We start from the raw sequence: 22,281 nt of genomic DNA on the forward strand, positions 1-22,281 counted from the left end.
TGTTATTGCTTCCTCAGCTCGAAAGTGATCGGGACGTTGAACCACATGTCCTCCGGCACGCCGTTGCGCTTGCCGGAGACGAACCGCCAGGTGCGGACGGTTTCCAGCGCCACGCTGTCCAGGCGCTCGTAGCCGCTGGAGCGGCGGATCTCCGCCTGCAGGGCACGGCCTTCGGCGCTGATCAGGACGCGCAGCATCACCTGGCCTTCCTCGCCGAGGCGGCGGCTCATGGGCGGATACGGCGGCTGCGGGTTCTGCAGGTAGTCCGCGCTGGTGGACGGCAGTTCGATGCGCGGCGGCGCGGGAGGGGCCGGCGGGGCGAGGGGTGCGGGCGCGGGCGCAGGCGCGGCGGCCACCGGCGCCGTGATCGGCGGCGGCGCGGGCTGCGGCTCCGCGACGGCGATGGGTGGCTGCGGACTCGGGGCGGGCGAGGGCGCGGCCACCGGGCGTGGCGCGGGCGGCGGCGTGCGCGGCTTGGGCTGGACGACAGGTTTCGGCGCCGGCACCGGCGCCGGGGCGGGAGCGGGGGGCTGCGGTGCCACCTGCGGCTGCGGCAGCGTGATGAACTCGCTCAGGAGCTCCACCGGGACGACGACTTCCGCCGCGCGGCGCAGCAGGCCTGAATTCAGGCCCCAGATGGCGGCCACGTGCAGCAGCACGACGGTGGTGCCGATCGCGGCATGGCGCGAGACGCGGGGCATGCGCGGCATTGTGCCGAGCGGAAGGGTGGCGGACACGGGCGGGGCTGCAGGTACGGGGACGGTGGCGGCGGCGGGGCGGCTCAGGTGGACTTGCATACCCACCAGGCGGCCAGGCCGACGAAGATCAGGCTGCAGAGAAGGACGGCGTGGGCCATGCGCGGCTCTCCCGGATGGCGGGCGCAAGCTGGACCACGTTCTCGGAGTGCACTGCCGCCACCGGGTGGGTGGCGTGGCACTGGGCCACCACGTCGCGGGCGCAGCTTTCGCAGTTGCCGCACTGGGTGGCCACCCCGAGTTCGAACTGGATGTCGTCGAAGCTCATGCCGGCCCGGGCGTGGCGGGCGATTTCGCGGTCGGAGACGCGGTGGCAGACGCAGACGATCATGGCTCGGTAGGACTGGCGGGTTGAACAGTGCGGCAAGTATAAATGCGAATCCTTCGCATTTGCAATACCCGACACCCGAAAAGGTCAGGCGCCGGAGGCGAGCAGGGAGCCGTCGAGCTGGGCGATGGCGCCGGCCCCGCACTGGGCCATGGCCAGTTCCAGTTCGTCGCGCAGCAGGCGCAGGACGTGGGCCGCGCCGGCGGCGCCCGCGGCGGCCAGCCCCCACAGCAACGGCCGCCCCACGAGCACGCCGCCGGCGCCCAGGGCCAGGGCCTTCAGGACGTCGGTGCCGCCCTGCACGCCGCCATCCACCAGCACCGGGATCCGGCGTTCCACGGCCGCGACCACCGCGGGCAGGGCCGTGGCGGTCGCCACGGCGCCGTCGAGGACGCGGCCGCCATGGTTGGACACGATCACGCCCGCCACGCCCTGGCGCACGGCCTCCGCGGCGTCGGCGGGATGCAGCACGCCCTTGAGGAGCACCGGCAGGCGCGTGACGCTGCGCAGCCAGGCCACGTCTTCCCAGGCCGGCGCCAGTGCCAGGAGGTCCTGCAGCGTGCCGCCCGGGGCGGAGGTGGGGGGAAGGTTGACGGGAAGGACGTCGGGCGGGAGGCGCAGCGGGCGCGCCGCGCGCACCGCGGCGTCGACGGTGAGGACGAGCGCCTCGCAGCCGGCCGCTTCGGCCCGCCGCACCAATTCAAGCGTCGCGGCGCGCTGGGGCAGGAGATACAGCTGGAACCACAAGGGGCCCCGGTGGCGGTCGGGCAGGAAGGCGGCGGCGATGCTCTCCATCGGCTGGCTGGCCTGGCTGCTCAGGATGAAGCCCGCGCCGAGCGCCGCGGCCGCGGCTGCCATGGCGACCTCGCCGTCCGGGTGGGCCAGGCGCTGCAGGGCCATCGGCGCGACGAGCAGGGGCGAGGGCAGGCTGCTGCCCAGGAGCACGGTGGTGGTGTCGATCGAGCGCAGCCCCCGCAGCACGCGCGGCTGCAGGGCGAGGGCGGCCCAGGCTGCGCGGTTCGCGCGGACGGTCTGGCCGTCGCCCGCGTGGGCCGAGAAGTAGGCCCAGGCGTCGTCGCCCAGGATGGCGCGGGCGCGGGCCTCGTAGTCGGCGGGGCGGGTCACGCCGGGCGGCAGGGATTGCAGGGCCGGCGCCACCGGCTTCATGTGTCGGCCCACATGCGCAGGAGGTTGTGGTACGTGCCGGTGAGCTGCACCACGGCGGAGTCGTCCTCGCCGCGCTGGCGCAGCTTCAGCAGCGCCATGTCCATCTCGAACAGCAGCCGGCGCTGCTCGGTGCTGCGCACCATGCTCTCGACCCAGAAGAAGCTGGCCACCCGCTCGCCGCGCGTGACGGGCAGCACCTCGTGGAGCGTCGAGCCGGGATAGAGGACGAGGTCGCCGGCCGGCAGCTTCACCCGCTGTTCGCCTTGCGGCTCGCGGATCACCAGTTCGCCGCCGTCGTAGTCGCCCGGGTCGCTCAGGAAGAGAGTGCAGGAGATGTCGCTGCGCACCCACTGGGCGGGATGCTTCGAATGCAGCACGGCGCCGTCGATGTGGGCGCCGTAATGGTTGGTGCCGCCGCCGTAGCGGTTGAAGAGCGGGTTGAAGAACCGGCGGGGCAGCGCGGCCGAGAAGAACAGCGGGTCGCGCTGCACGGCGGCCAGCACCAGGTCGCGCAGCTGCGCGGCCTGCATGCTGTCCTGCGCCAGCTGCTCGTTGTTCTTCCGGCCGACCGCCTGCGCACCCGCGCTGCCGCGACCGTCGATCCACGGCGCCTTTTCGCCGAGCAGCTCGCGCGCGGTGGCGAGCTCGCCCGCGGACAGGACGTTCTTCAGGTGCAGCAGCATGGGCCAGGGTCAGAACTTGGTCTTGACGGTCAGCTCCACGCGCCGCGGCGCGCCCGGTGCGTAGAAGCCGGTGTACAGGGAATCAGCATAGAGCTTGTCGGTCAGGTTGGTGACGTTGAGCTTGGCCGACCACCGGTCGTTGAAGGTGTATTCGGCCATCGCGTCGAACGTCACGAAGCCGTCCGCGCGGATGGCCGTGGTCGTTGCCGGCGTCTGCGAGCTGCGGTAGTTGGCGCCGGCGCCCAGGCGCAGCTGGGGCAGCACGCGGTACGTCGTCCACAGGCTGCCGCTGTTGCGCGGCGTGAGGCCCGACCGGGTGCCGATCTGCGCGGCGTTGGTGCTCTCGTCGATCTCCGCCTTCGGGATCCAGGTGTGGTTGAAGAACACCTCCCACTTCGGCGTGATGCGGCCGGCCGCATTGAACTCGAAGCCCGTGGCGTGGCGCTTGCCGGAAAGCAGTTCCCGCGTGGCGGCGCTGTCCGGGTCCGTATTGCGCTCGTTGTACTTCTCGCTGTGGAAGAGGGCCATGCCCAGCAGCGCGCGCTTCTCGAACACTTCCCACTTGCCGCCGATCTCGAAGTTGCGGCTCTTCTCCGGCGGCGTGTTGATCAGGCGGTTGTTGTTGCCCGGGCCGTTGGGCGCGAACTGGTAGGTGTCGCCCGAGGTGTTGTACGAGGTGCCATAGGACACGTAGTACGAGCTGACGTCGTTCGGCTGCCAGATCGCGCCGAGGCGGGGGCTGACCAGGTCGTCGTCGCGCTCGCCGGTCAGGCCGGTGGCGCGCACGTACGAAGCCCGGAAGTTCTCGAAGCGCACGCCCGCGAGCAGCTTGACGGTGTCCGTCACGCTGAACAGGTTCTGCACGTAGAAACCGATGCTGCGCGCCTCGTAGGTGTCGAAGGGGACGGGGCCGCGCGTGTCGGCACGGGTGGCGCCGTCGTTCGGCGTGCCGACCGTGGTGCTCGGGGCGGCGGCCAGTCCGGCGGTGAAGTTGTTGGCCCGCTTGGCGTCCTCCTGGTAGTAGTCGATGCCGGCCGTGAAGTCGTTGCGGCGGCCGCCCCAGTTGAACGTGTTGGTGTAGTCGCTGGTCAGCTGCGTGAGCTCGCTCTCGCCGATGCGGCCCTTGGGCGAGCGGGTCAGGACGGTCGCGTCGTTCAGGTTGGCGCGCGTGGTGCCGGGCGCGAAGCGGATCACGCTGGCGAGCAGGTCGCGCTCGTAGCGCCCGTGGCGCAGCATGGTCTTGAGTTCGCCCTGGTCGAACCGGTGCACGTGACGCAGGGTGGCGAAGGTCGCGCTGGTGTCCAGGCGGTCGTTGGCCAGGCCGTAGTAGTTGCGCACCGGCAGCGCGACGCCGATGGTGCCGCCCTCGTTGAACCACGGGTGGTTGTAGAGCGGCCGGCCCTCGATGTCGAGGTGGTAGAAGCCGACCGAGAACTCGTCGCGGGTGCCGATGCCCCACCGGAAAGTCGGCGCGATGCCGACCTTGCGCTGCTTGGCGCCCCAGTTGTCCGCGTCGTGCGCCATCGCGTTGATGCGGAAGGCGGCGTTCTCGCCGGTCTTGATGTTGAAGTCGCCCGTGAGGCGGTGCAGGCTGCCCGTGCCGAGGGTGTAGTCCACCTCGTGCTGGTCCATCAGGAAGGGCTGCTTGCTGACCTGGTTGACGATGCCGCCCGTGGAGCCCTTGCCGAACAGCATGGAGGCGGAGCCCTTGAGCACCTCGACGCGGTCGTCGTTGAAGGTGTCGCGCTCGTACAGGGGGCCGTCGCGCAGGCCGTCGCGGAAGATGTCGCCGGCCTGCTGCAGCGAGAAGCCGCGCAGGCGCACGTCTTCCTCGCCGGTCTCGCCGGCCTGGAAGGTGACGCCGGACGTGGTGCGCAGCACCTCGCGGAAGTCGTCGAGGTTGCGGTCGTCGATCAGGCGTTCCGTCTGCACGGTCACCGTCTGCGGGATGTCGCGGATCTCCTGGTTGCCCTTGCCGATCTCGGTGCGCCGCACGCGCAGGTCGTTCTTCGTCTGCGGGACTTCCGCGTCCTCGCGCACGGTGACGTTGGGCAGCGTGCGGTTGGTGTCGGCGGGGGTCTGGGCGAGGGCGCCGGCGGATGCGGCGAGGAGAAGGGCCCCCAGGGGGAGCAGGGCAGCGTCGGACGAAGGGCGGGATTGCGCCAAGTTGGCCTCCAGGCGAAGCCCGCGCGTGGCGGGCGGTTGCTTTGAGAAGGCTGGCTGGCGCGCGGGAGTCCCGCGCTGCAAATTGGCTGGCCGGTTGAGTTCGGCCGGGATTGTAGCTTTAAATGAGAATTGTTCGCGTCTGTTTGACCGGCGGCAAGGAATCAGGAGGCGGAGTCACCCATCTGCGACTGCAGGTAGTTCTGCAGGCCGACCTTGTTCAGGAGGTCGAGCTGCGTCTCCAGCCAGTCGATGTGCTCCTCGGTGTCCTCGAGGATGCGCTCCAGGATCTCGCGCGAGATGTAGTCGCGCACGGCCTCGCAATGCGCGATGCCCGCCTTGACCGTCGCCTGCGCGCCCCGCTCGCTCTGCAGGTCGCCGTTCAGGATCTCCGGCACGTCCTCGCCCACCAGCAGCTTGCCCAGGTCCTGCAGGTTGGGCAGTGCGTCCAGGAACAGGATGCGTTCCATCAGCTTGTCGGCGTGCTTCATCTCGCCGATGGATTCCTCGTACTCCTTCTTCGCCAGCTTGTCGAAGCCCCAGTGCTTGAGGATGCGGTAGTGCAGGAAGTACTGGTTGGTGGCCGTGAGTTCGTTCTTCAGCTGGGCCTGGAGGTGCTGGATGACTTGGGGATCGCCTTGCATGGGGACTCTCTCTCTGGTTTTCTTGTCTTGAAGCGATTGTGGCGCAAGTGCGGGCGGGGCTGGTACATTGCGGCCCGGTCGAAGCGGCTGTCGCGTGCAACGCGCGGCCTTCATCGGAAGGGCAGTGTCGTCACCGCCTCGGTGGCGAATGCGGCAGCGCCACGTCCAAGCTGCCCCTGATCTCTCTTTTCATGCAGTCCGTCGCCAAGCCGTCCCCTGCGCCGCTCCCGTCGCGCTACGCCCGCATCGGTTTCCTGTCCCTCCTCCTCGGTTGGCTCACGCTCCTCGCCGCTTGCGGCGGCGGGGGCTCCATCGCACCGCCGGCCGGGTTGGCCTATGCGACCGCCTCCGCCGTCTACGTCGTGGGCGTGCCCATCGCCGCCAATGTGCCTGGCGCAAGCGGCGATCCGGTGCTGCGGTACACCGTCACACCGGAGCTGCCGCCAGGCCTGGCGATCGACGCCCGCACCGGGGTGATCAGCGGCACGCCGGTCGCCGTGACGCCCCGCACCGTTCATGTCGTCACGGCGGAGAACGCGGGCGGCAGCGCCACGGCGCGCGTCGAGATCGAGGTGCGCCTCGCGCTGGCGCCGCCCGCCACTCTGACTTATGCGCAGCTGTCCGCGGTGTACACCGTGGGGCAGGCCATCGCCGCCAACACGCCGGCCAGCACGGGCGGCCCGGTGGCGAGCTACGCGGTCACGCCCGCCCTGCCGGCCGGCCTGGCGTTCGATGGCGGCACCGGCGCGATCACGGGCACGCCCACGGCGGTGACCGCGGCCGCCGACTACACCGTCACGGCCAGCAACGCGGCGGGTGCGGCCACGGCGACCCTGCGGCTGGAGGTGCAGCCTGCGCTCGCCCCGCCCGCCGGCCTGGCCTATACCGTGGCGGCGCCGCTGTACGTCGCCGGCGAGGCCATCGTCGCCAACCTGCCGCAGGCCACCGGAGGCCAGGTGGCGAGCTACGCCGTCGCGCCGGCATTGCCGGCGGGGCTGAGCCTGAACACGGCCACCGGCGCGATCACGGGCACTCCCGGCGCGGCGGTGCGGCAGGCCACGTACACCGTGACCGCCAGCAATGCCGCGGGCTCGACGCACGCCGACCTGCGCATCACGGTCACGGCCCGCGGCAGCTGGAGCACCGCGGCGTCGATGCCCGAGGCCAAGCACTACTTCACGCTGACCCGCCTGCCCGATGGCCGACTGCTGGCCGCCGGCGGATTCTCCAATGGCGGCACGAGCGCCGGCGCCTACCTCTACGATCCGGCGAGCGACCGGTGGTCGGCCGCCGCGACCATGCTCGTCGCCCGCGCGGAACACACGGCGACCCTGTTGCAGGACGGGCGGGTGCTGGTGGTCGGCGGCAACGACGCCAACCGGGCGGGCCTCAGCCACGCGGAGATCTACGATCCCGTCGCGAACACCTGGACGGCGACGGGCGCAATGGTGGAAGCGCGCGTGAACCACACCGCCACGTTGCTGCCGGACGGCTCGGTGCTGGCCGTCGGCGGGTATGTGTCGTCGCCCACGCTCACCTTCTCCGACAGCGTGGAACGCTGGGATCCCGCCACCGGCACGTGGACGAGGCTGGCCACGCGGCTGACCGCGCCGCGTGGCCAGCACGCCGCCGAACTGCTGCCCGGCACGTCCACGGTGCTGCTGGTGAGCGGGGTCAACAGGAGCGGGTTCGTCACCGACTCGGAGGCCTACGACGGCGCGGGCGCCGGCGCGACCGAGCGGCTGCCCCAGGGCCTGCAGGGCAACGTGACGCAATCCGTGCGGCTGGCGGACGGCAGCGTGCTGGCGATGGCGGACGGCACCACCACGCTCCGCTTCCATCCGGGCACGCGCACTTGGACCAGCGCGACGCTCGCCGCCGGGCGTGTCCTGGGCCAGCCGACGCTGCTCGCGGATGGCCGCGTCCTGCTGTCCGGCGGCGCCAGCGAGGCGGGCGCCGAGATCTTCAACCCGGACGTGGACGTCTGGACCGTCGCGGCGCCGATGGCGTCGCCGCGACGCTCGGGTCGTTCGGTGCTCCTCGCCGACGGGACGGTCCTCGTGGTGGGAGGCTTCAACAACGCCGTCGGCAGCATGGCCACCGTGGAGCGCTACACCCCGTGAGGGTGCGGCGGTCGCAAGAAAAGAAAAGGGGGCCGCGGCCCCCGTTTTGATTTCGCGAGCGCGTCAGCTGCGGATCAGGTAGTCGAAGGCCCCGAGCGCCGCCTTCGCGCCGTCCCCCGCTGCGATGATGATCTGCTTGAACGGCACCGTGGTGCAGTCGCCCGCCGCGAACACGCCCGGCACCGAGGTTTCGCCGCGCGGCCCCACCACGATCTCGCCGTGCTTGGACAGTTCCACCGTGCCCTTGAGCCATTCTGTGTTGGGCACCAGGCCGATCTGCACGAACACGCCTTCGAGATCGACGCGCTTTTCCTCGCCGGTCGCCCGGTCCTTGTAGGTCAGGCCATCGACCTTGTCGGTGCCGGTGATCGCCGTCGTCTGGGCGTTCACGATCACGGCAACGTTCGCCAGACTGTGCAGCTTCTTCTGCAGCACCGCGTCCGCGCGCAGCTTGGTGTCGAACTCCACCAGCGTCACGTGCGCCACGATGCCGGCCAGGTCGATCGCCGCCTCCACGCCGGAGTTGCCGCCGCCGATGACCGCCACGCGCTTGCCCTTGTAGAGGGGGCCGTCGCAGTGCGGGCAGTAGGCCACGCCCTTGTTCTTCAGCTCCTTCTCGCCCGGCACGTTGATGTTGCGCCAGCGCGCACCGGTGGTGAGGATCACGGTCTTCGCCTTCAGCGAGGCGCCGCTTTCGAGTTCGACCTCGACCAGGCCGGCACCCGGCTTCAGGGCCTTGGCCCGCTGCAGGTTCATGATGTCCACGTCGTAGTGGCGCACGTGCTCCTCCAGCGCCAGGGCGAACTTCGGGCCCTCCGTCTCCTTGACGGAGACGAAGTTCTCGATGCCCAGCGTGTCCAGCACCTGGCCGCCGAAGCGCTCCGACGCCACCCCGGTGCGGATGCCCTTGCGCGCCGCGTACACCGCGGCCGCGGCGCCCGCGGGGCCGCCGCCGACGATCAGCACGTCGAACGGGTCCTTGGCGGAGATCTTCTTCGCCTCGCGCTCCACGCCCGCGGTGTCGATCTTGGAGACGATCTCGTCGAGCGTCATGCGGCCGGAGCCGAACAGCGTGCCGTTCAGGAAGATGGTGGGCACGCCCATGATCTGGCGTTCCGCCACTTCGTCCTGGAACAGGCCGCCTTCGATCATCGTCGCCTTGATGCGCGGGTTCTGCACCGCCATCAGGTTCAGGGCCTGCACGACGTCCGGGCAGTTGTGGCAGGTCAGCGAGACGTACACCTCGAAGTCGAAGTCGCCGGCCAGTGCGCGGATCTGTTCCAGCAGCGCCTGTTCGACCTTGGGCGGGTAGCCGCCCACCTGCAGCAGCGCCAGCACCAGCGAGGTGAACTCGTGGCCCATGGGCAGGCCGGCGAAGCGCGGGCCGTCGTTGTGGCCGGGCTTGTTGATCTGGAACGAGGGCGTGCGGTGCGGGCCGCCGCGCGTCTCGGTAACGGTCACGCGCGGCGAGGCTTCCGCGACGTCTTTCAGCAGGGCCTGCATGTCGCGCGACGCCTCGGTGTCGTCGAGCGAGGCGACGATCTCCACCGGCTGCGTCATGCGCTCCAGGTAGGCGGCGAGCTGGGCTTTGAGGTTGGCGTCGAGCATGGCAAACAACTTCCGGTTCTTAAAAGGAAAAGGGGCGCCGCGCGCCGGGATGGCCGGCTCGCTGGTGCGCCCCCTGGAGGAGGCGGGCGCCGGGCGCCCGCTTCGGGTGGGACGGTTCTTAGATCTTGCCGACCAGGTCCAGGGACGGGGCGATGGTCTTCGCGCCTTCGTTCCACTTGGCGGGGCAGACTTCGCCCGGGTGCGAGGCCGTGTACTGCGCGGCCTTCAGCTTGCGCAGCGTTTCCTTGACGTCGCGGGCGATCTCGTTGGAGTGGATCTCCGCCGTCTTGACGATGCCTTCCGGGTTGATGATGAAGGTGCCGCGCAGGGCCAGGCCTTCTTCCGGGATGTGCACGCCGAAGGCGTTGGTCAGGGTGTGGGTCGGGTCGCCCACCAGCGGGAACTTCGCCTTGCCGACGGCGGGGGAGGTCTCGTGCCACACCTTGTGCGAGAAGTGCGTGTCGGTGGTGACGATGTAGACCTCGGCGCCCAGCTTCTGGAACTCGGCGTAGTTGTCGGCGGCGTCCTCGACTTCGGTCGGGCAGTTGAAGGTGAAGGCGGCCGGCATGAAGATCAGGACCGACCACTTGCCCTTCAGGGACTCGTCGCTCACGGGAACGAACTTGCCGTTGTGGAAGGCTTCGGTCTTGAAGGGCTGGATTTGGGTATTGATCAGGGACATTGGCTTCCTCTAATGTTGAGCACACGCTGATTGATCGCGCCTATGAATGATAGGGCCGTCCGGCGGGTGTTCCCATTGAAATGGGCCATGGCTTCCTTAGCCGTCGGCTATGGCCGGTCCGCCTGCCGGGCGGACGAAGTCAGTACTCGAGCCGCTCGGGGCGGATCTCCTGCAGGATCGTGGTGGCGATCTCTTCGATGGACTTGGTGGTCGTGGACAGCCACCGCACGCCTTCGCGCCGCATCATGGCCTCGGCCGCGGCCACCTCTTCGCGGCAGTTGTCCAGCGCCGCGTAGCGCGAGTTCGGCCGCCGCTCGTTGCGGATCTCGCTCAGGCGCTCGGGCTGGATCGTCAGGCCGAACAGCTTCTTGCGGTGCGGCGCCAGCGCGGGGGGCAGTTGCTTGCGGTCGAAGTCTTCCGGGATCAGCGGGTAGTTGGCCGCCTTCAGCCCGTGCTGCATTGCGAGGTACAGCGAAGTGGGCGTCTTGCCGCTGCGGCTGACGCCGACCAGGATCACGTCGGCCTGCTCGAGGTCGCGGTTCGACTGCCCGTCGTCGTGCGCCAGGCTGAAGTTGATGGCCTCGATGCGGTCGTGGTACGCCTGGCTCTTGCTCACGTCCGAGAAGCGGCCGACGCGGTGGCTGGACTTCATGCCCAGCTCGATCTCCAGCGGCCGCACGAAGGTGCCGAACATGTCGAGCACCATCGCCTTGCAGCCTTCCTCGATGACCTGCAGCACCTCCACGTTGACCAGGGTGGTGAAGACCACCGGCCGGCGCCCCTCAACTTCGGCCGTGTGGTTGACCTGTCGCACCACCTGGTGCGCCTTGTCGACGGTGTCGATGAAGGGCAAGCGCACGTGGCGCGGCTTGAACTCGAACTGCGCGAGGATGGCGTTGCCGAAGGTCTCGGCGGTGATGCCGGTGCCGTCGGAGACGAAGAAAACGGTGCGGGTGTGCAAGCTGGGCATGGGGGAGTCCGGGGCGGCCCGGACGAAGCGGTCACGCCTACAATCCCGCCCATTATCCGAATTCCCGACGCCATGCACCGCCGCCGCCCACAAGAACAACGAGAAAGCCCCGCGGCGGGCCATCGCGTCACGCGCCCGCGCGCGGAGCCGATTTCAACTTCCGGAGTCTTCCCATGTCTGCACTTTTCAGCGCGACCGCCCTGGTCGTACCGTTTGAAAACCTGAGGATGAGCGACGTCGAGGCGGTGGGCGGCAAGAACGCCAGCCTCGGCGAGATGATCTCCCAGCTGCCGCACGGCGTGCGGGTGCCCACGGGCTTCGCCACCACGGCGCATGCCTTCCGCGCCTTCCTGCAGCACGGCGGGCTCGACGAGCGGATCCGCCAGCGGCTCGCCACGCTCGACACCGAGGACGTCCGTGCGCTGGCCACCGCCGGCGCGGAGATCCGCGGCTGGATCGAGGCGCAGCCTTTCCCGCAGGACCTGGAGCGCGAGATCCGCGCGCATTTCGAGAAGCTGGCCGCCGGCCACCCGGGCGCGAGCTTCGCCGTGCGCTCCTCCGCCACGGCCGAAGACCTGCCGGACGCGTCGTTCGCCGGCCAGCAGGAGACCTTCCTCAACGTGGTCGGCATCGAATCGGTGCTTCACAAGATGAAGGAGGTCTTCGCCTCCCTCTACAACGACCGCGCGATCAGCTACCGGGTGCACAAGGGCTTCGCGCACGAGCACGTGGCGCTGTCCGCCGGCGTCCAGCGCATGGTGCGCTCCGACCTGGGCGCGGCCGGCGTGATGTTCACCATCGACACGGAGTCCGGCTTCAAGGACGTGGTGTTCATCACCTCCAGCTACGGGCTGGGCGAGACCGTGGTGCAGGGCGCGGTGAACCCCGACGAGTTCTACGTGCACAAGCCGATGCTGCGGGCCGGCAAGCGCGCGGTGATCCGCCGCAACCTCGGCTCGAAGCTGATCCAGATGACCTTCACCAGCGATGCGGAGAAGGCACAGGGCGGCAAGCTGGTGAAGACCATCGACGTGCCGCTGGAGCAGCGCAACCGCTACTCCCTCACCGACGCGGACGTCGAGGCGCTGGCCCGCTATGCCCTGGTGATCGAGGAGCACTACGGCCGGCCCATGGACATCGAATGGGGCAAGGACGGCACCGACGGCGAGCTCTACATCCTGCAGGCCCGGCCCGAGACGGTGAAGAGCCAGGCCGAGGGCAAGGCGGAAGTCCGCTACAAGTTGAAGAGCAAGGGCACGGTGCTCGCCGAGGGCCGCGCGATCGGGCAGAAGGTCGGCACCGGTCCCGTGCGGCTGGTGCACAGCACCGCGGAGATGGACCGCGTGCAGCCCGGAGACGTCCTGGTGACCGACATGACGGACCCGAACTGGGAGCCGGTGATGAAGCGCGCCAGCGCGATCGTGACGAACCGCGGCGGCCGCACCTGCCATGCCGCCATCATCGCGCGCGAGCTCGGCATCCCGGCCGTGGTCGGCTGCGGCGACGCGACCGACACCCTGAAGGACGGCACGCTGGTCACCGTGAGCTGCGCCGAGGGCGACACGGGCTTCATCTACGACGGCCTGCTGGAAACCGAGATCACCGAGGTGCAGCGCGGCGAGATGCCCCCGATCAAGACCAAGATCTCGATGAACGTGGGCAACCCGCAGCTCGCCTTCGACTTCGCCCAGCTGCCCAACGACGGCGTCGGCCTGGCGCGGCTGGAATTCATCATCAACAACAACATCGGCGTCCACCCGAAGGCGATCCTCGACTATCCCAACGTCGACGCGGACCTGAAGAAGGCGGTGGAGTCGGTGGCGCGCGGCCATGCGTCGCCGCGGGCCTTCTACGTGGACAAGGTCGCCGAGGGCGTGGCCACCATCGCGGCGGCCTTCTGGCCCAAGCCCGTCATCGTGCGGCTGTCGGACTTCAAGTCCAACGAATACCGCAAGCTGATCGGCGGCAGCCGCTACGAGCCGGAGGAAGAGAACCCGATGCTGGGTTTCCGCGGCGCGGCGCGCTACATCAGCGCGGAGTTCAAGGAAGCGTTCGAAATGGAGTGCGAGGCGCTGGTGCGCGTGCGCAGCGAGATGGGCCTGACCAACGTGCAGGTCATGGTGCCCTTCGTGCGGACGCTGTCGCAGGCGGAGCGGGTGACGCAGCTGCTGGCGGGCCATGGCCTCGAGCGCGGCGTCGACGACCTGAAGCTGATCATGATGTGCGAGATCCCCAGCAACGCGATCCTCGCGGACCGCTTCCTGGAGTACTTCGACGGCTTCTCGATCGGCTCCAACGACCTGACGCAGCTCACGCTGGGACTCGACCGCGATTCGGGGCTCGAACTGCTGGCCGCCGACTTCGACGAACGCGACCCCGCCGTCAAGGCGATGCTCTCGATGGCCATCCGGGCGTGCGTGAAGCAGGGCAAGTACGTCGGCATCTGCGGGCAGGGCCCCAGCGACCACCCGGACTTCGCGGCCTGGCTGGTGGAAGAGGGCATCACCTCGATCTCGCTGAACCCCGACAGCGTGATCGCCACCTGGCAGCAGCTGGCGGGCTCCTAGGGCCCTAGGCGCCCTGGATCCGGCCCACTTCCTGGATGAAGCGGGCGGCGGCCGGCGCGCCCAGCACCTGGCGCAGCGTGGCTTCGACGTGCTTGAGGGCCGCGACGAGTTCCGGCGCGGTGCGCGCCTTCTCCACCCGCAGGCACAGGTCGGTCGCGCTGGGCCCGAGCAGGTCGGTCAGGCGGCGCACCGCCAGCCGCTGCGCGGCCTGCACGGAGAGGGGCTCGGGGGCCTTCGGTGCCGGCAGGCCTTCCAGCGGCGCCGGCTGGGTGGGGTCGAAGGCGGCTCCCGCCGGGGCCAAAGGTTCGATGAACCCCTTCGCCAGCAGGGCGGGCAGCAGTTCGCCGGCGTTGCCGATCGCGTTCAGCTCGGCGGCCTTCCGGCGGCCGTCCACCATGATCAGGAGCGAGCGTTCCCGCGGGGCGAGCGCGGGGCTGCGCGTCGCGATGGCTTCCGTGCCGAGAGCCGTCTTGCGGTAGATCACATCCTGGTCCATGTCATTCCCCAACGCGCGGCCACCTGCGCCGCTGACGCGGAGCTTACGGCGGCGCGCCGCCCGCGGCAATCATGGATGTTCCCCCTGAGAGACATTCGCCTGCGCTTCGGCCATGATCCGCGCATGGAGCGGGGATCGCGGAGGCCGGGTGTCTGAGGCGCCGGCGGGCTATGCCCGCCGGCTGCACCGCCTCGTCGCCGGCTACATCGCCGGCCTGCTCGCCTTCCTCCTGCTGCTCGCCTGGGCCGAGCAGATGGGCCTTTCCCGCTTCTGGCTGGGGCCGATCTTCCTGTTCTCCACGGTGATGATGTACGCGGCGATCGGGATCTACAGCCGCACGACCGACCCCGAGGAGTACTACGTCGCCGGGCGCCGCATCCCGCCGATGTACAACGGCATGGCGGCGGCCGCGGACTGGATGAGCGCGGCTTCCTTCATCTCGCTGGCCGGCGGCCTGTACCTGCAGGGGTTCAGCGGCAGCGAGCACCAGGCCGGCGGCCTGGCGTACGTCCTCGGCTGGACGGGAGGCTTCTGCCTCGTCGCCCTCCTGGTCGCGCCCTACCTGCGGCGCCTGGGCCTGTACACGGTGCCCGACTACTTCCACGTGCGCTACGGCGGCGACTGGCCCCGCCGGCTCGCGGCGCTGGCGGCGGTCGTCTGTTCCTTCACCTACGTCGTCGCGCAGATCTACGGCATCGGGCTGATCGCGTCGCGCCTGACGGGCGTGCAATTCGAGATCGGCATCCTCCTGGGGCTCGGCGGCGTGCTGCTCTGTTCCTTCCTGGGTGGCATGCGGGCGATCACGTGGACGCAGGTGGCGCAGTACGTGGTGCTGCTCCTCGCCTTCCTGATCCCCGTCTCCTGGCTCGCCTACAAGCAGCTGGGCAACCCGCTGGCGCCGCTGGTCTACGGCGAGCAGCTCGCCAAGATCGAGGAGCTGGAGCGCCGCCTGGTGGACTCGCCGGAGGAAAAGGCGGTGCAGGCCGAATACCTGCGGCGTGCCGACGCGTTCCGCGCCAAGCTCCAGGACGTCGATGCCGCCCTCGCCGCCGACCGTGCCGCCGCGCGCGAGCGCATCCGGCAGCTGAAGGCGCAGGACGCGGACTCGGCCTTGATCGTCGCCGCCAACCGGGAGTTCGCCGCGCTGCCCAAGGACGCGGCGGGGGCGCGCGAGCAATGGACGCGCGCGATGCACGACTCGCTGCAGCGGGCCCGCCCGCTCGGGGGCCTGCCACCGCATGGCCAGGCGTTCGCGGGCAACCCCGGGGCGCCCGGCCCGGAAGGGGAGGCCTTCACGCACTCGCGCGCCAACTTCCTGGCGCTGATCTTCTGCCTGATGGCGGGCACAGCGGGCCTGCCCCACCTGCTCACGCGCTTCTACACGACACCCACCGTGGCGGAGGCGCGGTCCTCGGTGGCATGGGCGCTGTTCTTCGTCGCGCTCCTGTACCTGAGCGTGCCGGCGCTGGCGGTGCTGGTGAAGTTCGAAGTCATGCAGGGCCTCGTGGGCAGCAGCTTCGACGCGCTGCCCGCGTGGATCGTCCAGTGGGCGCGGGTGGATTCCTCGCTCGTGTCGGTGAGCGACATCAACGGCGACGGCCGCGTGCAGTTCGGCGAGATCCGCATGGGCGCGGACATCATCATGCTGGCCACGCCGGAGATCGGCGGGCTGCCGTACGTGGTCTCGGGGCTCGTGGCCGCCGGCGGCCTGGCCGCGGCGCTCTCCACCGCGGACGGCCTGCTCCTGACCATCAGCAACGCGCTGGTGCGGGACCTGTACAGCCGCGACCTGGGCAGCGCCGTGTCCGCCCAGAAGAGGGTGATCCTGTCGAAGTTCGCGCTGCTGGCCGTGGCGCTGCTGGCGGCGATGGTGGCTTCGCTCAAGCCGGCCGACATCCTGCCGCTGGTGTCGGCGTCGTTCTCGCTGGCGGCTTCCGCGCTGCTGCCCGCGATGGTGCTGGGGATCTTCTGGCGCGGCACGACACGCGCCGGCGCGGTGGCCGGCATGCTCGCCGGCTTCTGGGTGACGGTGTACTACATGACCGCGAAGTCGACCGGCGTGCGCTCCGCGCTCGGCCTCGCCGGCGAGCCTTCGCTCTGGTTCGGGATCCAGCCCGTGGCCGCCGGCGTTTTCGGAATGGCCACGGGCGTCGCGGTGATGGTCGCGGTCAGCCTGTTCACGCGCGTGCGCGTCCCGGCGCCCGAAGCGACTACGGGCAATCCCTAGCGGAGGAATGCCTGCAGGAAGCCCTTCTGTAAGGAAACCGTAAGGGCCACTACAAACCATTCGCCAACCCGGAAGGAGGGCGCGTGCTGCTGCTGGTCGAAGTCCTGAAGTTGGTGGCCGAGATCGCGTTGATGGCGATTGCCGGCCAATGGGTGCTCGGCATCCTGGCCGGCGCCAAGAAGGAGCAGAACCTGGTCTACCAGCTGTTCCAGGTGCTCACCAAGCCCTTCATCACGGGCGCGCGCCTCGTCTCCCCGCGCGTCGTCCTCGACCGCCACCTGCCGCTCGTGGCCTTCCTGCTGCTGTTCTTCGTCTGGGTCGTCGCCACGATGACCAAGATCGACATCTGCGTGCGAATCGGGGTGCACCTGTGCAAGTGATCCGGGCCCTGCGCTATCGCGGACTGCGCTGGCGCGCCATTGCCAACCTGGTGTTCGGCCGGCGCGAGGCCGCGATGGCCGTGTTCGAGGAGATGCTCGCCGAATTCCCGGGCGACGCCTACGCGATGGCCAGCCGCGCGCACCTGCTGTCGCAGCGAGGCGACCGCGCCGGGGCGCTGCAGGCGATGCAGCAGCTGCTGGCGGTGCATGGCGACAACGGCACGCACTGGTTCAACTACGGCTTCCTGCTGGAGGAGGCGGGCGATTTCGATCGCGCCGAAGCCGCCTTCCGCCGCGCCACCGAACTGTCTCCCCAGCTCGACCGGGCCTGGTATGGCCTCGGGCTGGTCCTCATCCGCCAGCAGCGGCTCGACGAGGCCGTCGCCGCGCTGAAGAAGAACACGCAATTGCAGCCCATGAGCCCGTACGGCTGGTACCAGCTGGCGCGGGTGCATGTGGACCGGCACGAGCCGGAAGAGGCGCGGAAGATCATCCGCCACCTCTCCCGGTTCGAGCCGAAGGTCGCCGCCCAGCTGGAACGCGAGACGGGCCTGACCGTCTCTCCCGCCAGCTGAGAGGCGACCTGACCGGGGCGGCCCGGTTGCAGGCCGCGGCGCGAGCCGCGGCGGGCCGCATGGCAACTGTGGAGAAGAAGGACTTCGGTCCAAAAGGAGACGACATGGAGATGACCGCAAGGCATCGGGAGTACTGGCAGAGGAACCTGCGCATCACCGGCATCCTGCTGGCGATCTGGTTCGTCGTGACCTTCGTCGTGGGCTACTTCGCCCGCGACCTGAGCTTCAACTTCTTCGGCTGGCCCTTCAGCTTCTGGATGGGGGCCCAGGGTGCGCTGGTCGTGTACGTCGCGATCATCTGGTTCTACGCGCGCTACATGAACAAGCTGGACCAGGAATACGGCGTCGCCGAGGAGGACTGACACCATGGCCACCCTCAATCCCGAAAAAGCCCAGCCGAACGTCTCCACGGCGTCCAACACCGCCTTCAAGAAGCAGCTGAACAAGGTCTACGGCTTCTACACCGGGGGTTTCGTCGCCTTCGTGGTCGTGCTGGCGGTCCTGGAGCAGATGGGCCTGAACCGCGACTGGATCGGTTTCATCTTCCTGCTCGCCACCATCGGCCTGTATGCCGGCATCGGCATCATGAGCCGCACGACCGACGCCGCGGAATACTACGTGGCGGGGCGCCGCGTGCCCGCCGTCTACAACGGCATGGCGACCGGCGCCGACTGGATGTCGGCGGCTTCGTTCATCGGCATGGCCGGCACGCTGTACCTCACGGGCTACAGCGGCCTCGCGTTCATCATGGGATGGACCGGCGGCTACGTGCTGGTGGCGCTGTTCCTCGCGCCCTACCTGCGCAAGTTCGGCCAGTTCACCATCCCCGACTTCCTGGGCGAGCGCTACGGCGGCAACCTGCCGCGCTTCATCGGCATCGTGGCCGCGATCCTCTGCTCCTTCACCTACGTGGTGGCGCAGATCTACGGCGTCGGCATCATCACCACCCGCCTGACCGGCGTGGCCTTCGAGATCGGCATCTTCCTGGGCCTCGCGGGCATCCTGGTGTGCTCGTTCCTGGGCGGCATGCGCGCGGTCACCTGGACCCAGGTGGCGCAGTACATCATCCTGATCATCGCGTACCTGATCCCGGTGGTCTGGCTGTCGGTCAAGCAGACCAGCGTGCCGGTCCCGCAGCTGGTGTACGGCTACCAGATGGAGAAGGTGACGGCCAAGGAAGCGCAGCTGATCGCCGACCCCGGCGAGCAGGCGGTGCGCAAGGTCTACGCCGACCGCGCGGCGGCCCTGGCGGAGAAGCTGAAGAACCCCGGCCCGGCGCTCGCCGCGGACCGCGCGGCAGCGGAGAAGAAGGTCGCCGACCTGCGCGCCGGCACGGCGCCCGTGGCCGAACTGCAGGCGGCCGAGAAGGCGCTGGCCGCGATGCCGAAGGACGAAGCCGCAGCGGTCAAGGCCTGGACGGCCGCCAAGACCGCCGCCGAGGCGAAGGACAAGCCGCTCGGCGGCATGCCGCGGCACGGGCAGATCTTCGCGGGGGACCCGAACGGGGACCAGAAGGCGAAGGACACCTATGACACGTCGCGGCGCAACTTCCTGGCGCTGATCTTCTGCCTGATGGTGGGCACGGCCGCACTGCCGCACATCCTGATGCGCTACTACACGACGCCCAGCGTCAAGGAGGCGCGCGACTCGGTGACGTGGTCGCTGTTCTTCATCTTCCTGCTGTACTTCACGGCGCCGGCGCTGGCGGTGCTGGTGAAGTACGAGATGTTCAACAACGTCGTGGGCAGCTCGTTCCAGAACCTGCCGTTCTGGATCTCCGCCTGGAACAAGGTCGACCCGACGCTGCTGTCCGTGGCCGACCTGAACAAGGACGGCATCCTGCAGTTCGGCGAGATCACCATCGGCGGCGACATCGTGGTGCTGGCGACCCCGGCCATCGGCGGATTGCCGTACGTGGTGTCCGGCCTGGTGGCGGCGGGCGGCCTCGCGGCTGCGCTCTCCACGGCGGACGGCCTGCTGCTGACGATCGCCAACGCGCTGTCGCACGACCTTTACTACAAGATGATCGACCCGAACGCGCCCACGGCCCGCCGTGTGATGCTGTCGAAGATCCTGCTGCTGATCGTGGCCCTGGCCGCGGCGGCGGTGGCCTCGCAGAAACCGGCCGACATCCTGTTCCTGGTTTCCGCGGCGTTCTCGTTCGCGGCCGCGGCCTTCTTCCCGGCGCTGGTGCTGGGGATCTTCTGGAAGCGCGCCACGGGCATCGCCGCCTCGCTGGGCATGGTCGCCGGCCTCGGCGTGACCCTGTACTACATGGTCACCACCCAGCCCTGGATGCGCGGCGTGTTCGGCGTCACCTCGCCGATCGAGCTGTGGTGGGGCATCCAGCCGATTTCCGCCGGCCTGTTCGGCGTGCCGATCGGCTTCGCGGTGATCATCCTGGTGAGCCTGTTCACCCCTGCGCCGGACAAGAAGACGCAGGAGCTGGTCGAACACGTGCGCTATCCGGAGCTGCGCGGCACGGCGGCCCGCACCGCCTGACCGCACGCTTCGCGCGAGACGAGCCCCGGGGGTGCGCCCCCGGGGCTTTTTTCATTGCGCCGAGATCGTCCAGTCGCGCGAGCACTTGCGGCAGCAGACGTCGATCGCCTGCAGCCGCGGGCGCTGGCCCACGACCCGGAAGCGGCCGTAATCGCCGCAGTCGGGGCAGCTCGCCTGGTTGGCTGCCATCTCCGCGCGCATCAGCAGGAACAGGTAGCGGCGGATCGCCCAGAGGCCGATCGCGGCGCAGACGACGACGAACAGCACGTTCGCAAGCTGCGTATCCCCCCGGGAGGTGCGGTACGCCTCCATGCTGGCGACCAGCGCGATCGCGCTGAGGAAGGCCAGCACCATGTGGGCATGGCTGGACAGCAGCTGCCGCTCGTACCACTTGCGGAAGCCGATGCGCTTGAAATGTTCGAACAGGCGACTTTCCATGGAGACCTCGCTGTGAGCTAGCAGGATTCTGCGGCGCGGCGGGTCGCCAGCGTGTGAGCATTCATCGATAATTCTTCCACCATGCTCGACAGCAGCAGCCGCTCCCCGCCGCCGGCCAGCCTGCTGGCGGCGCTGCGCCCGGACCTGGTGCGGCATCCGCCGTTCTCGGAGATGGCGCAGGAGGCGGTGGACTTCTTCCTCGCGCATGCGGAGCAGCGCTACTACGCACCGGAGGAACTGCTCGTCGACCCCGCCTCCGGGCCGGTGCGCGAGATCTTCGTGATCCGCCAGGGGGCCGTGAGCGGCGTCAAGGGCCTGGCCGAACTCTCCGGCGGTGCGTTCTCGTACGAGGCCGGCGACCTGTTCCCGCTCAGCGCCGCGGTCGCGCGCCGGCCGGTGACGGCCACCTACCGCTCCACCTCCGACACGTTCGTGCTGGTGCTGCCGGTGGAGGCGATGGATGCGCTCGCCGGCCGCAGCCCGGAGTTCGCCGACTTCCTGAACCGCCGCATCGCGCAGTTCCTCGACCTTTCCCGCCGCGCGCTGCAGGTGGCGTACGCCTCCCAGACCCTGGCGGAACAATCGCTGGAGACGGCGCTCGGCGACCTGGTGCAGCGCCAGCCCGTCACCTGCGGCCCGGAGACTCCGCTGCGCGCGGCGCTGGCCCTGATGCACGGCCGCCGCATCGGCTCCGTGATCGTGACGGGCACCGGCGGCGAGGCGCTGGGCATCCTCACGCGCTACGACGTGCTGGGCCGCGTGACGCTGGCGGAAGTGCCGCTGGACCGGCCGGTGGCCGAGGTGATGGCGCAGCCCGTGCACACGCTCACCGCGGCCCACACCGGCCAGGACGCCGCGCTGCTGATGTCGCAGCACGGCATCCGTCACGTCCCGGTCACCCGCGACGGCGCCGTGGTCGGGCTCGTTTCGGAGCGGGACCTGTTCGCGCTGCAGCGCCTGTCGCTCAAGCAGGTGAGCACCGCGATCCGCGCCGCCGCGGACGTCGCGACGCTGAAGCTGGTGGCGCAGGACATCCGACGCTTCGCCCGCAACCTGCTGAGCCAGGGCGTGCAGGCGCGCCAGCTGACGGCCCTCATCAGCCACCTGAACGACGTGCTGACGCAGCGCCTGCTGGAACTCCTGGCACCCGCGCATGGCGTGTCCCTCGACCGCATGTGCTGGCTGGCGCTCGGCTCGGAAGGCCGCGGCGAGCAGACCATCGCCACGGACCAGGACAACGCGCTGATCCTCGCGGACGACAGCACCGACGAGGAGCAGCGCGGCGCCCGGGCGTTCGGCGCCGCGGCCAACGCCGCGCTGGACGACTGCGGCTTTCCGCTGTGCCGCGGCGGCATCATGGCGGGCGCGCCCGGCGGCTGCCTGCCGCTGCGCGCCTGGCGCGAGCGCTTCTCGCACTGGGTCGAGCACGGGGCGCCGCAGGACCTGCTGGGCGCCAGCGTCTACTTCGACCTGCGGCCGCTGGCGGGAAACCGCGGCCTGGCCGAAAGCCTGCGGGCCGAAGTGGTGGAGGGCGCGCGCCGCAATGCCCGCTTCCTCAAGCAGCTCGCGCTCAACGGGCTGTCCCGCGTGCCGCCGCTGAACTGGCTGGGCGGTGTCGAGACGGACGCGGGTGGATCGGTCGACCTGAAGCTGCAGGGCACGGCGATCTTCGTCGACGCCGCGCGCGTCTACAGCCTGGCGCATGGCATCACGGCCACCAACACGCGCGAGCGGCTGGAAAGCGTGGGCATGCGGCTCGGCTTGCAGCCGGCGGAGTACGGTGCCTGGGTCGGAGGCTTCGAGTTCCTGCAGATGCTGCGGCTGCGCATCCAGCTCGAAGGCGCGTCTGGCGAACACGCCAACCGCGTGGCGGTCGCCTCGCTCAACGAGATCGACCGCCGCATCCTGCGCGAGGCGTTCCGCTTTGCCCGGCTGCTGCAGCAGCGGCTGCGGCTGGACTACGAGCGCTGAGC

At 69.7% G+C, this 22,281-nt stretch carries 19 protein-coding genes; 8 read left to right on the forward strand and 11 right to left on the reverse strand.

The annotated features are described in order from the left end of the window. Positions 1–2: 2 nt before the first annotated feature. The 6 genes from IM787_RS16265 to bfr form a co-directional block, all read right to left on the reverse strand. Positions 3–710, reverse strand: coding sequence for an energy transducer TonB (locus IM787_RS16265; RefSeq protein WP_193677720.1), 708 nt, complete (start codon positions 708–710; stop codon positions 3–5). 115 nt (positions 711–825) lie between these two features. Beyond that, positions 826–1,086 carry a (2Fe-2S)-binding protein gene (locus tag IM787_RS16270; protein WP_193677721.1) on the reverse strand — a complete coding sequence of 87 codons (261 nt, stop codon included), beginning with the start codon at positions 1,084–1,086 and terminating at the stop codon, positions 826–828. Between the two features lie 84 nt (positions 1,087–1,170). After that, positions 1,171–2,250 (reverse strand): alpha-hydroxy acid oxidase, encoded by a 1,080-nt coding sequence (locus IM787_RS16275; protein WP_193677722.1) that lies wholly within the window; start codon positions 2,248–2,250, stop codon positions 1,171–1,173. Then, positions 2,247–2,933: a Fe2+-dependent dioxygenase gene (locus IM787_RS16280; protein WP_193677723.1), complete on the reverse strand. Its 687-nt coding sequence runs from the start codon at positions 2,931–2,933 to the stop codon at positions 2,247–2,249. The genes IM787_RS16275 and IM787_RS16280 overlap by 4 nt, the downstream gene beginning before the upstream one ends. Before the next feature lie 9 nt (positions 2,934–2,942). Continuing rightward, complete coding sequence (locus IM787_RS16285; protein WP_227494402.1) at positions 2,943–5,099, reverse strand: TonB-dependent receptor; 2,157 nt, start codon at positions 5,097–5,099, stop codon at positions 2,943–2,945. A gap of 161 nt (positions 5,100–5,260) precedes the next feature. Further along, positions 5,261–5,740, reverse strand: coding sequence for a bacterioferritin (gene bfr, locus IM787_RS16290; RefSeq protein ID WP_193677724.1), 480 nt, complete (start codon positions 5,738–5,740; stop codon positions 5,261–5,263). Between the two features lie 191 nt (positions 5,741–5,931). Between bfr and IM787_RS16295 the strand changes: the two genes are divergently transcribed. After that, positions 5,932–7,863 carry a kelch repeat-containing protein gene (locus IM787_RS16295; protein ID WP_193677725.1) on the forward strand — a complete coding sequence of 644 codons (1,932 nt, stop codon included), beginning with the start codon at positions 5,932–5,934 and terminating at the stop codon, positions 7,861–7,863. A gap of 63 nt (positions 7,864–7,926) precedes the next feature. On the opposite strand, the gene ahpF is transcribed toward IM787_RS16295, so the two are convergent. The 3 genes from ahpF to ppsR all read right to left on the reverse strand — a co-directional run bounded on the left by ahpF (position 7,927) and on the right by ppsR (position 11,114). Next, a complete protein-coding gene (gene ahpF / locus IM787_RS16300; protein WP_193677726.1) occupies positions 7,927–9,471 on the reverse strand; it encodes an alkyl hydroperoxide reductase subunit F in 1,545 nt (514 codons plus the stop codon). A 118-nt stretch (positions 9,472–9,589) separates the two neighbouring features. Beyond that, complete coding sequence (gene ahpC / locus IM787_RS16305; protein WP_193677727.1) at positions 9,590–10,153, reverse strand: alkyl hydroperoxide reductase subunit C; 564 nt, start codon at positions 10,151–10,153, stop codon at positions 9,590–9,592. Positions 10,154–10,292: 139 nt separating this feature from the next. Beyond that, complete coding sequence (ppsR, locus tag IM787_RS16310; RefSeq protein ID WP_193677892.1) at positions 10,293–11,114, reverse strand: posphoenolpyruvate synthetase regulatory kinase/phosphorylase PpsR; 822 nt, start codon at positions 11,112–11,114, stop codon at positions 10,293–10,295. Positions 11,115–11,296: 182 nt separating this feature from the next. On the opposite strand from ppsR, the gene ppsA reads away from it, so the two are divergent. Further along, positions 11,297–13,690: a phosphoenolpyruvate synthase gene (gene ppsA / locus IM787_RS16315; protein WP_193677728.1), complete on the forward strand. Its 2,394-nt coding sequence runs from the start codon at positions 11,297–11,299 to the stop codon at positions 13,688–13,690. A 4-nt stretch (positions 13,691–13,694) separates the two neighbouring features. On the opposite strand, the gene IM787_RS16320 is transcribed toward ppsA, so the two are convergent. Then, entirely contained in the window at positions 13,695–14,186 is a 492-nt protein-coding gene (locus tag IM787_RS16320) for a hypothetical protein (protein ID WP_193677729.1), read from the reverse strand. A gap of 112 nt (positions 14,187–14,298) precedes the next feature. Here IM787_RS16320 and IM787_RS16325 point away from each other — a divergent pair, with 112 nt between their 5' ends. The 5 genes from IM787_RS16325 to IM787_RS16345 all read left to right on the forward strand — a co-directional run bounded on the left by IM787_RS16325 (position 14,299) and on the right by IM787_RS16345 (position 19,870). Further along, complete coding sequence (locus tag IM787_RS16325) at positions 14,299–16,413, forward strand: VC_2705 family sodium/solute symporter (RefSeq protein WP_193677730.1); 2,115 nt, start codon at positions 14,299–14,301, stop codon at positions 16,411–16,413. A gap of 83 nt (positions 16,414–16,496) precedes the next feature. Beyond that, the gene (locus IM787_RS16330; RefSeq protein ID WP_193677731.1) at positions 16,497–16,793 is read left to right on the forward strand and encodes a hypothetical protein; all 297 of its coding nucleotides are present in this window, start codon (positions 16,497–16,499) and stop codon (positions 16,791–16,793) included. Beyond that, positions 16,784–17,368: a tetratricopeptide repeat protein gene (locus IM787_RS16335; protein WP_354004430.1), complete on the forward strand. Its 585-nt coding sequence runs from the start codon at positions 16,784–16,786 to the stop codon at positions 17,366–17,368. The genes IM787_RS16330 and IM787_RS16335 overlap by 10 nt, the downstream gene beginning before the upstream one ends. A gap of 104 nt (positions 17,369–17,472) precedes the next feature. Continuing rightward, entirely contained in the window at positions 17,473–17,730 is a 258-nt protein-coding gene (locus tag IM787_RS16340) for a DUF4212 domain-containing protein (RefSeq protein ID WP_193677732.1), read from the forward strand. Positions 17,731–17,734: 4 nt separating this feature from the next. After that, the gene (locus IM787_RS16345; protein ID WP_193677733.1) at positions 17,735–19,870 is read left to right on the forward strand and encodes a sodium:solute symporter family protein; all 2,136 of its coding nucleotides are present in this window, start codon (positions 17,735–17,737) and stop codon (positions 19,868–19,870) included. A 51-nt stretch (positions 19,871–19,921) separates the two neighbouring features. Here the strand turns inward: IM787_RS16345 and IM787_RS16350 are convergent, their stop codons facing one another. Further along, positions 19,922–20,308, reverse strand: coding sequence for a hypothetical protein (locus tag IM787_RS16350; RefSeq protein WP_193677734.1), 387 nt, complete (start codon positions 20,306–20,308; stop codon positions 19,922–19,924). Positions 20,309–20,389: 81 nt separating this feature from the next. Between IM787_RS16350 and IM787_RS16355 the strand changes: the two genes are divergently transcribed. Further along, entirely contained in the window at positions 20,390–22,279 is a 1,890-nt protein-coding gene (locus IM787_RS16355) for a DUF294 nucleotidyltransferase-like domain-containing protein (protein ID WP_193677735.1), read from the forward strand. Positions 22,280–22,281: the final 2 nt, after the last annotated feature.

This window comes from Ramlibacter pallidus (genome assembly GCF_015070875.1).
Classification (GTDB): Bacteria; Pseudomonadota; Gammaproteobacteria; order Burkholderiales; family Burkholderiaceae_C; genus Ramlibacter; species Ramlibacter pallidus.

Bases quoted from the DNA above. Each gene is read 5' to 3' on its own strand.
- IM787_RS16265 (WP_193677720.1), bottom strand. From the start codon at position 710: ATGCCGCGCATGCCCCGCGTCTCGCGCCATGCCGCGATCGGCACCACC.
- IM787_RS16270 (WP_193677721.1), bottom strand. From the start codon at position 1,086: ATGATCGTCTGCGTCTGCCACCGCGTCTCCGACCGCGAAATCGCCCGC.
- IM787_RS16275 (WP_193677722.1), bottom strand. From the start codon at position 2,250: ATGAAGCCGGTGGCGCCGGCCCTGCAATCCCTGCCGCCCGGCGTGACC.
- IM787_RS16280 (WP_193677723.1), bottom strand. From the start codon at position 2,933: ATGCTGCTGCACCTGAAGAACGTCCTGTCCGCGGGCGAGCTCGCCACC.
- bfr (WP_193677724.1), bottom strand. From the start codon at position 5,740: ATGCAAGGCGATCCCCAAGTCATCCAGCACCTCCAGGCCCAGCTGAAG.
- IM787_RS16295 (WP_193677725.1), top strand. From the start codon at position 5,932: ATGCAGTCCGTCGCCAAGCCGTCCCCTGCGCCGCTCCCGTCGCGCTAC.
- ahpF (WP_193677726.1), bottom strand. From the start codon at position 9,471: ATGCTCGACGCCAACCTCAAAGCCCAGCTCGCCGCCTACCTGGAGCGC.
- ahpC (WP_193677727.1), bottom strand. From the start codon at position 10,153: ATGTCCCTGATCAATACCCAAATCCAGCCCTTCAAGACCGAAGCCTTC.
- ppsA (WP_193677728.1), top strand. From the start codon at position 11,297: ATGTCTGCACTTTTCAGCGCGACCGCCCTGGTCGTACCGTTTGAAAAC.
- IM787_RS16320 (WP_193677729.1), bottom strand. From the start codon at position 14,186: ATGGACCAGGATGTGATCTACCGCAAGACGGCTCTCGGCACGGAAGCC.
- IM787_RS16325 (WP_193677730.1), top strand. From the start codon at position 14,299: ATGATCCGCGCATGGAGCGGGGATCGCGGAGGCCGGGTGTCTGAGGCG.
- IM787_RS16340 (WP_193677732.1), top strand. From the start codon at position 17,473: ATGGAGATGACCGCAAGGCATCGGGAGTACTGGCAGAGGAACCTGCGC.
- IM787_RS16345 (WP_193677733.1), top strand. From the start codon at position 17,735: ATGGCCACCCTCAATCCCGAAAAAGCCCAGCCGAACGTCTCCACGGCG.
- IM787_RS16350 (WP_193677734.1), bottom strand. From the start codon at position 20,308: ATGGAAAGTCGCCTGTTCGAACATTTCAAGCGCATCGGCTTCCGCAAG.
- IM787_RS16355 (WP_193677735.1), top strand. From the start codon at position 20,390: ATGCTCGACAGCAGCAGCCGCTCCCCGCCGCCGGCCAGCCTGCTGGCG.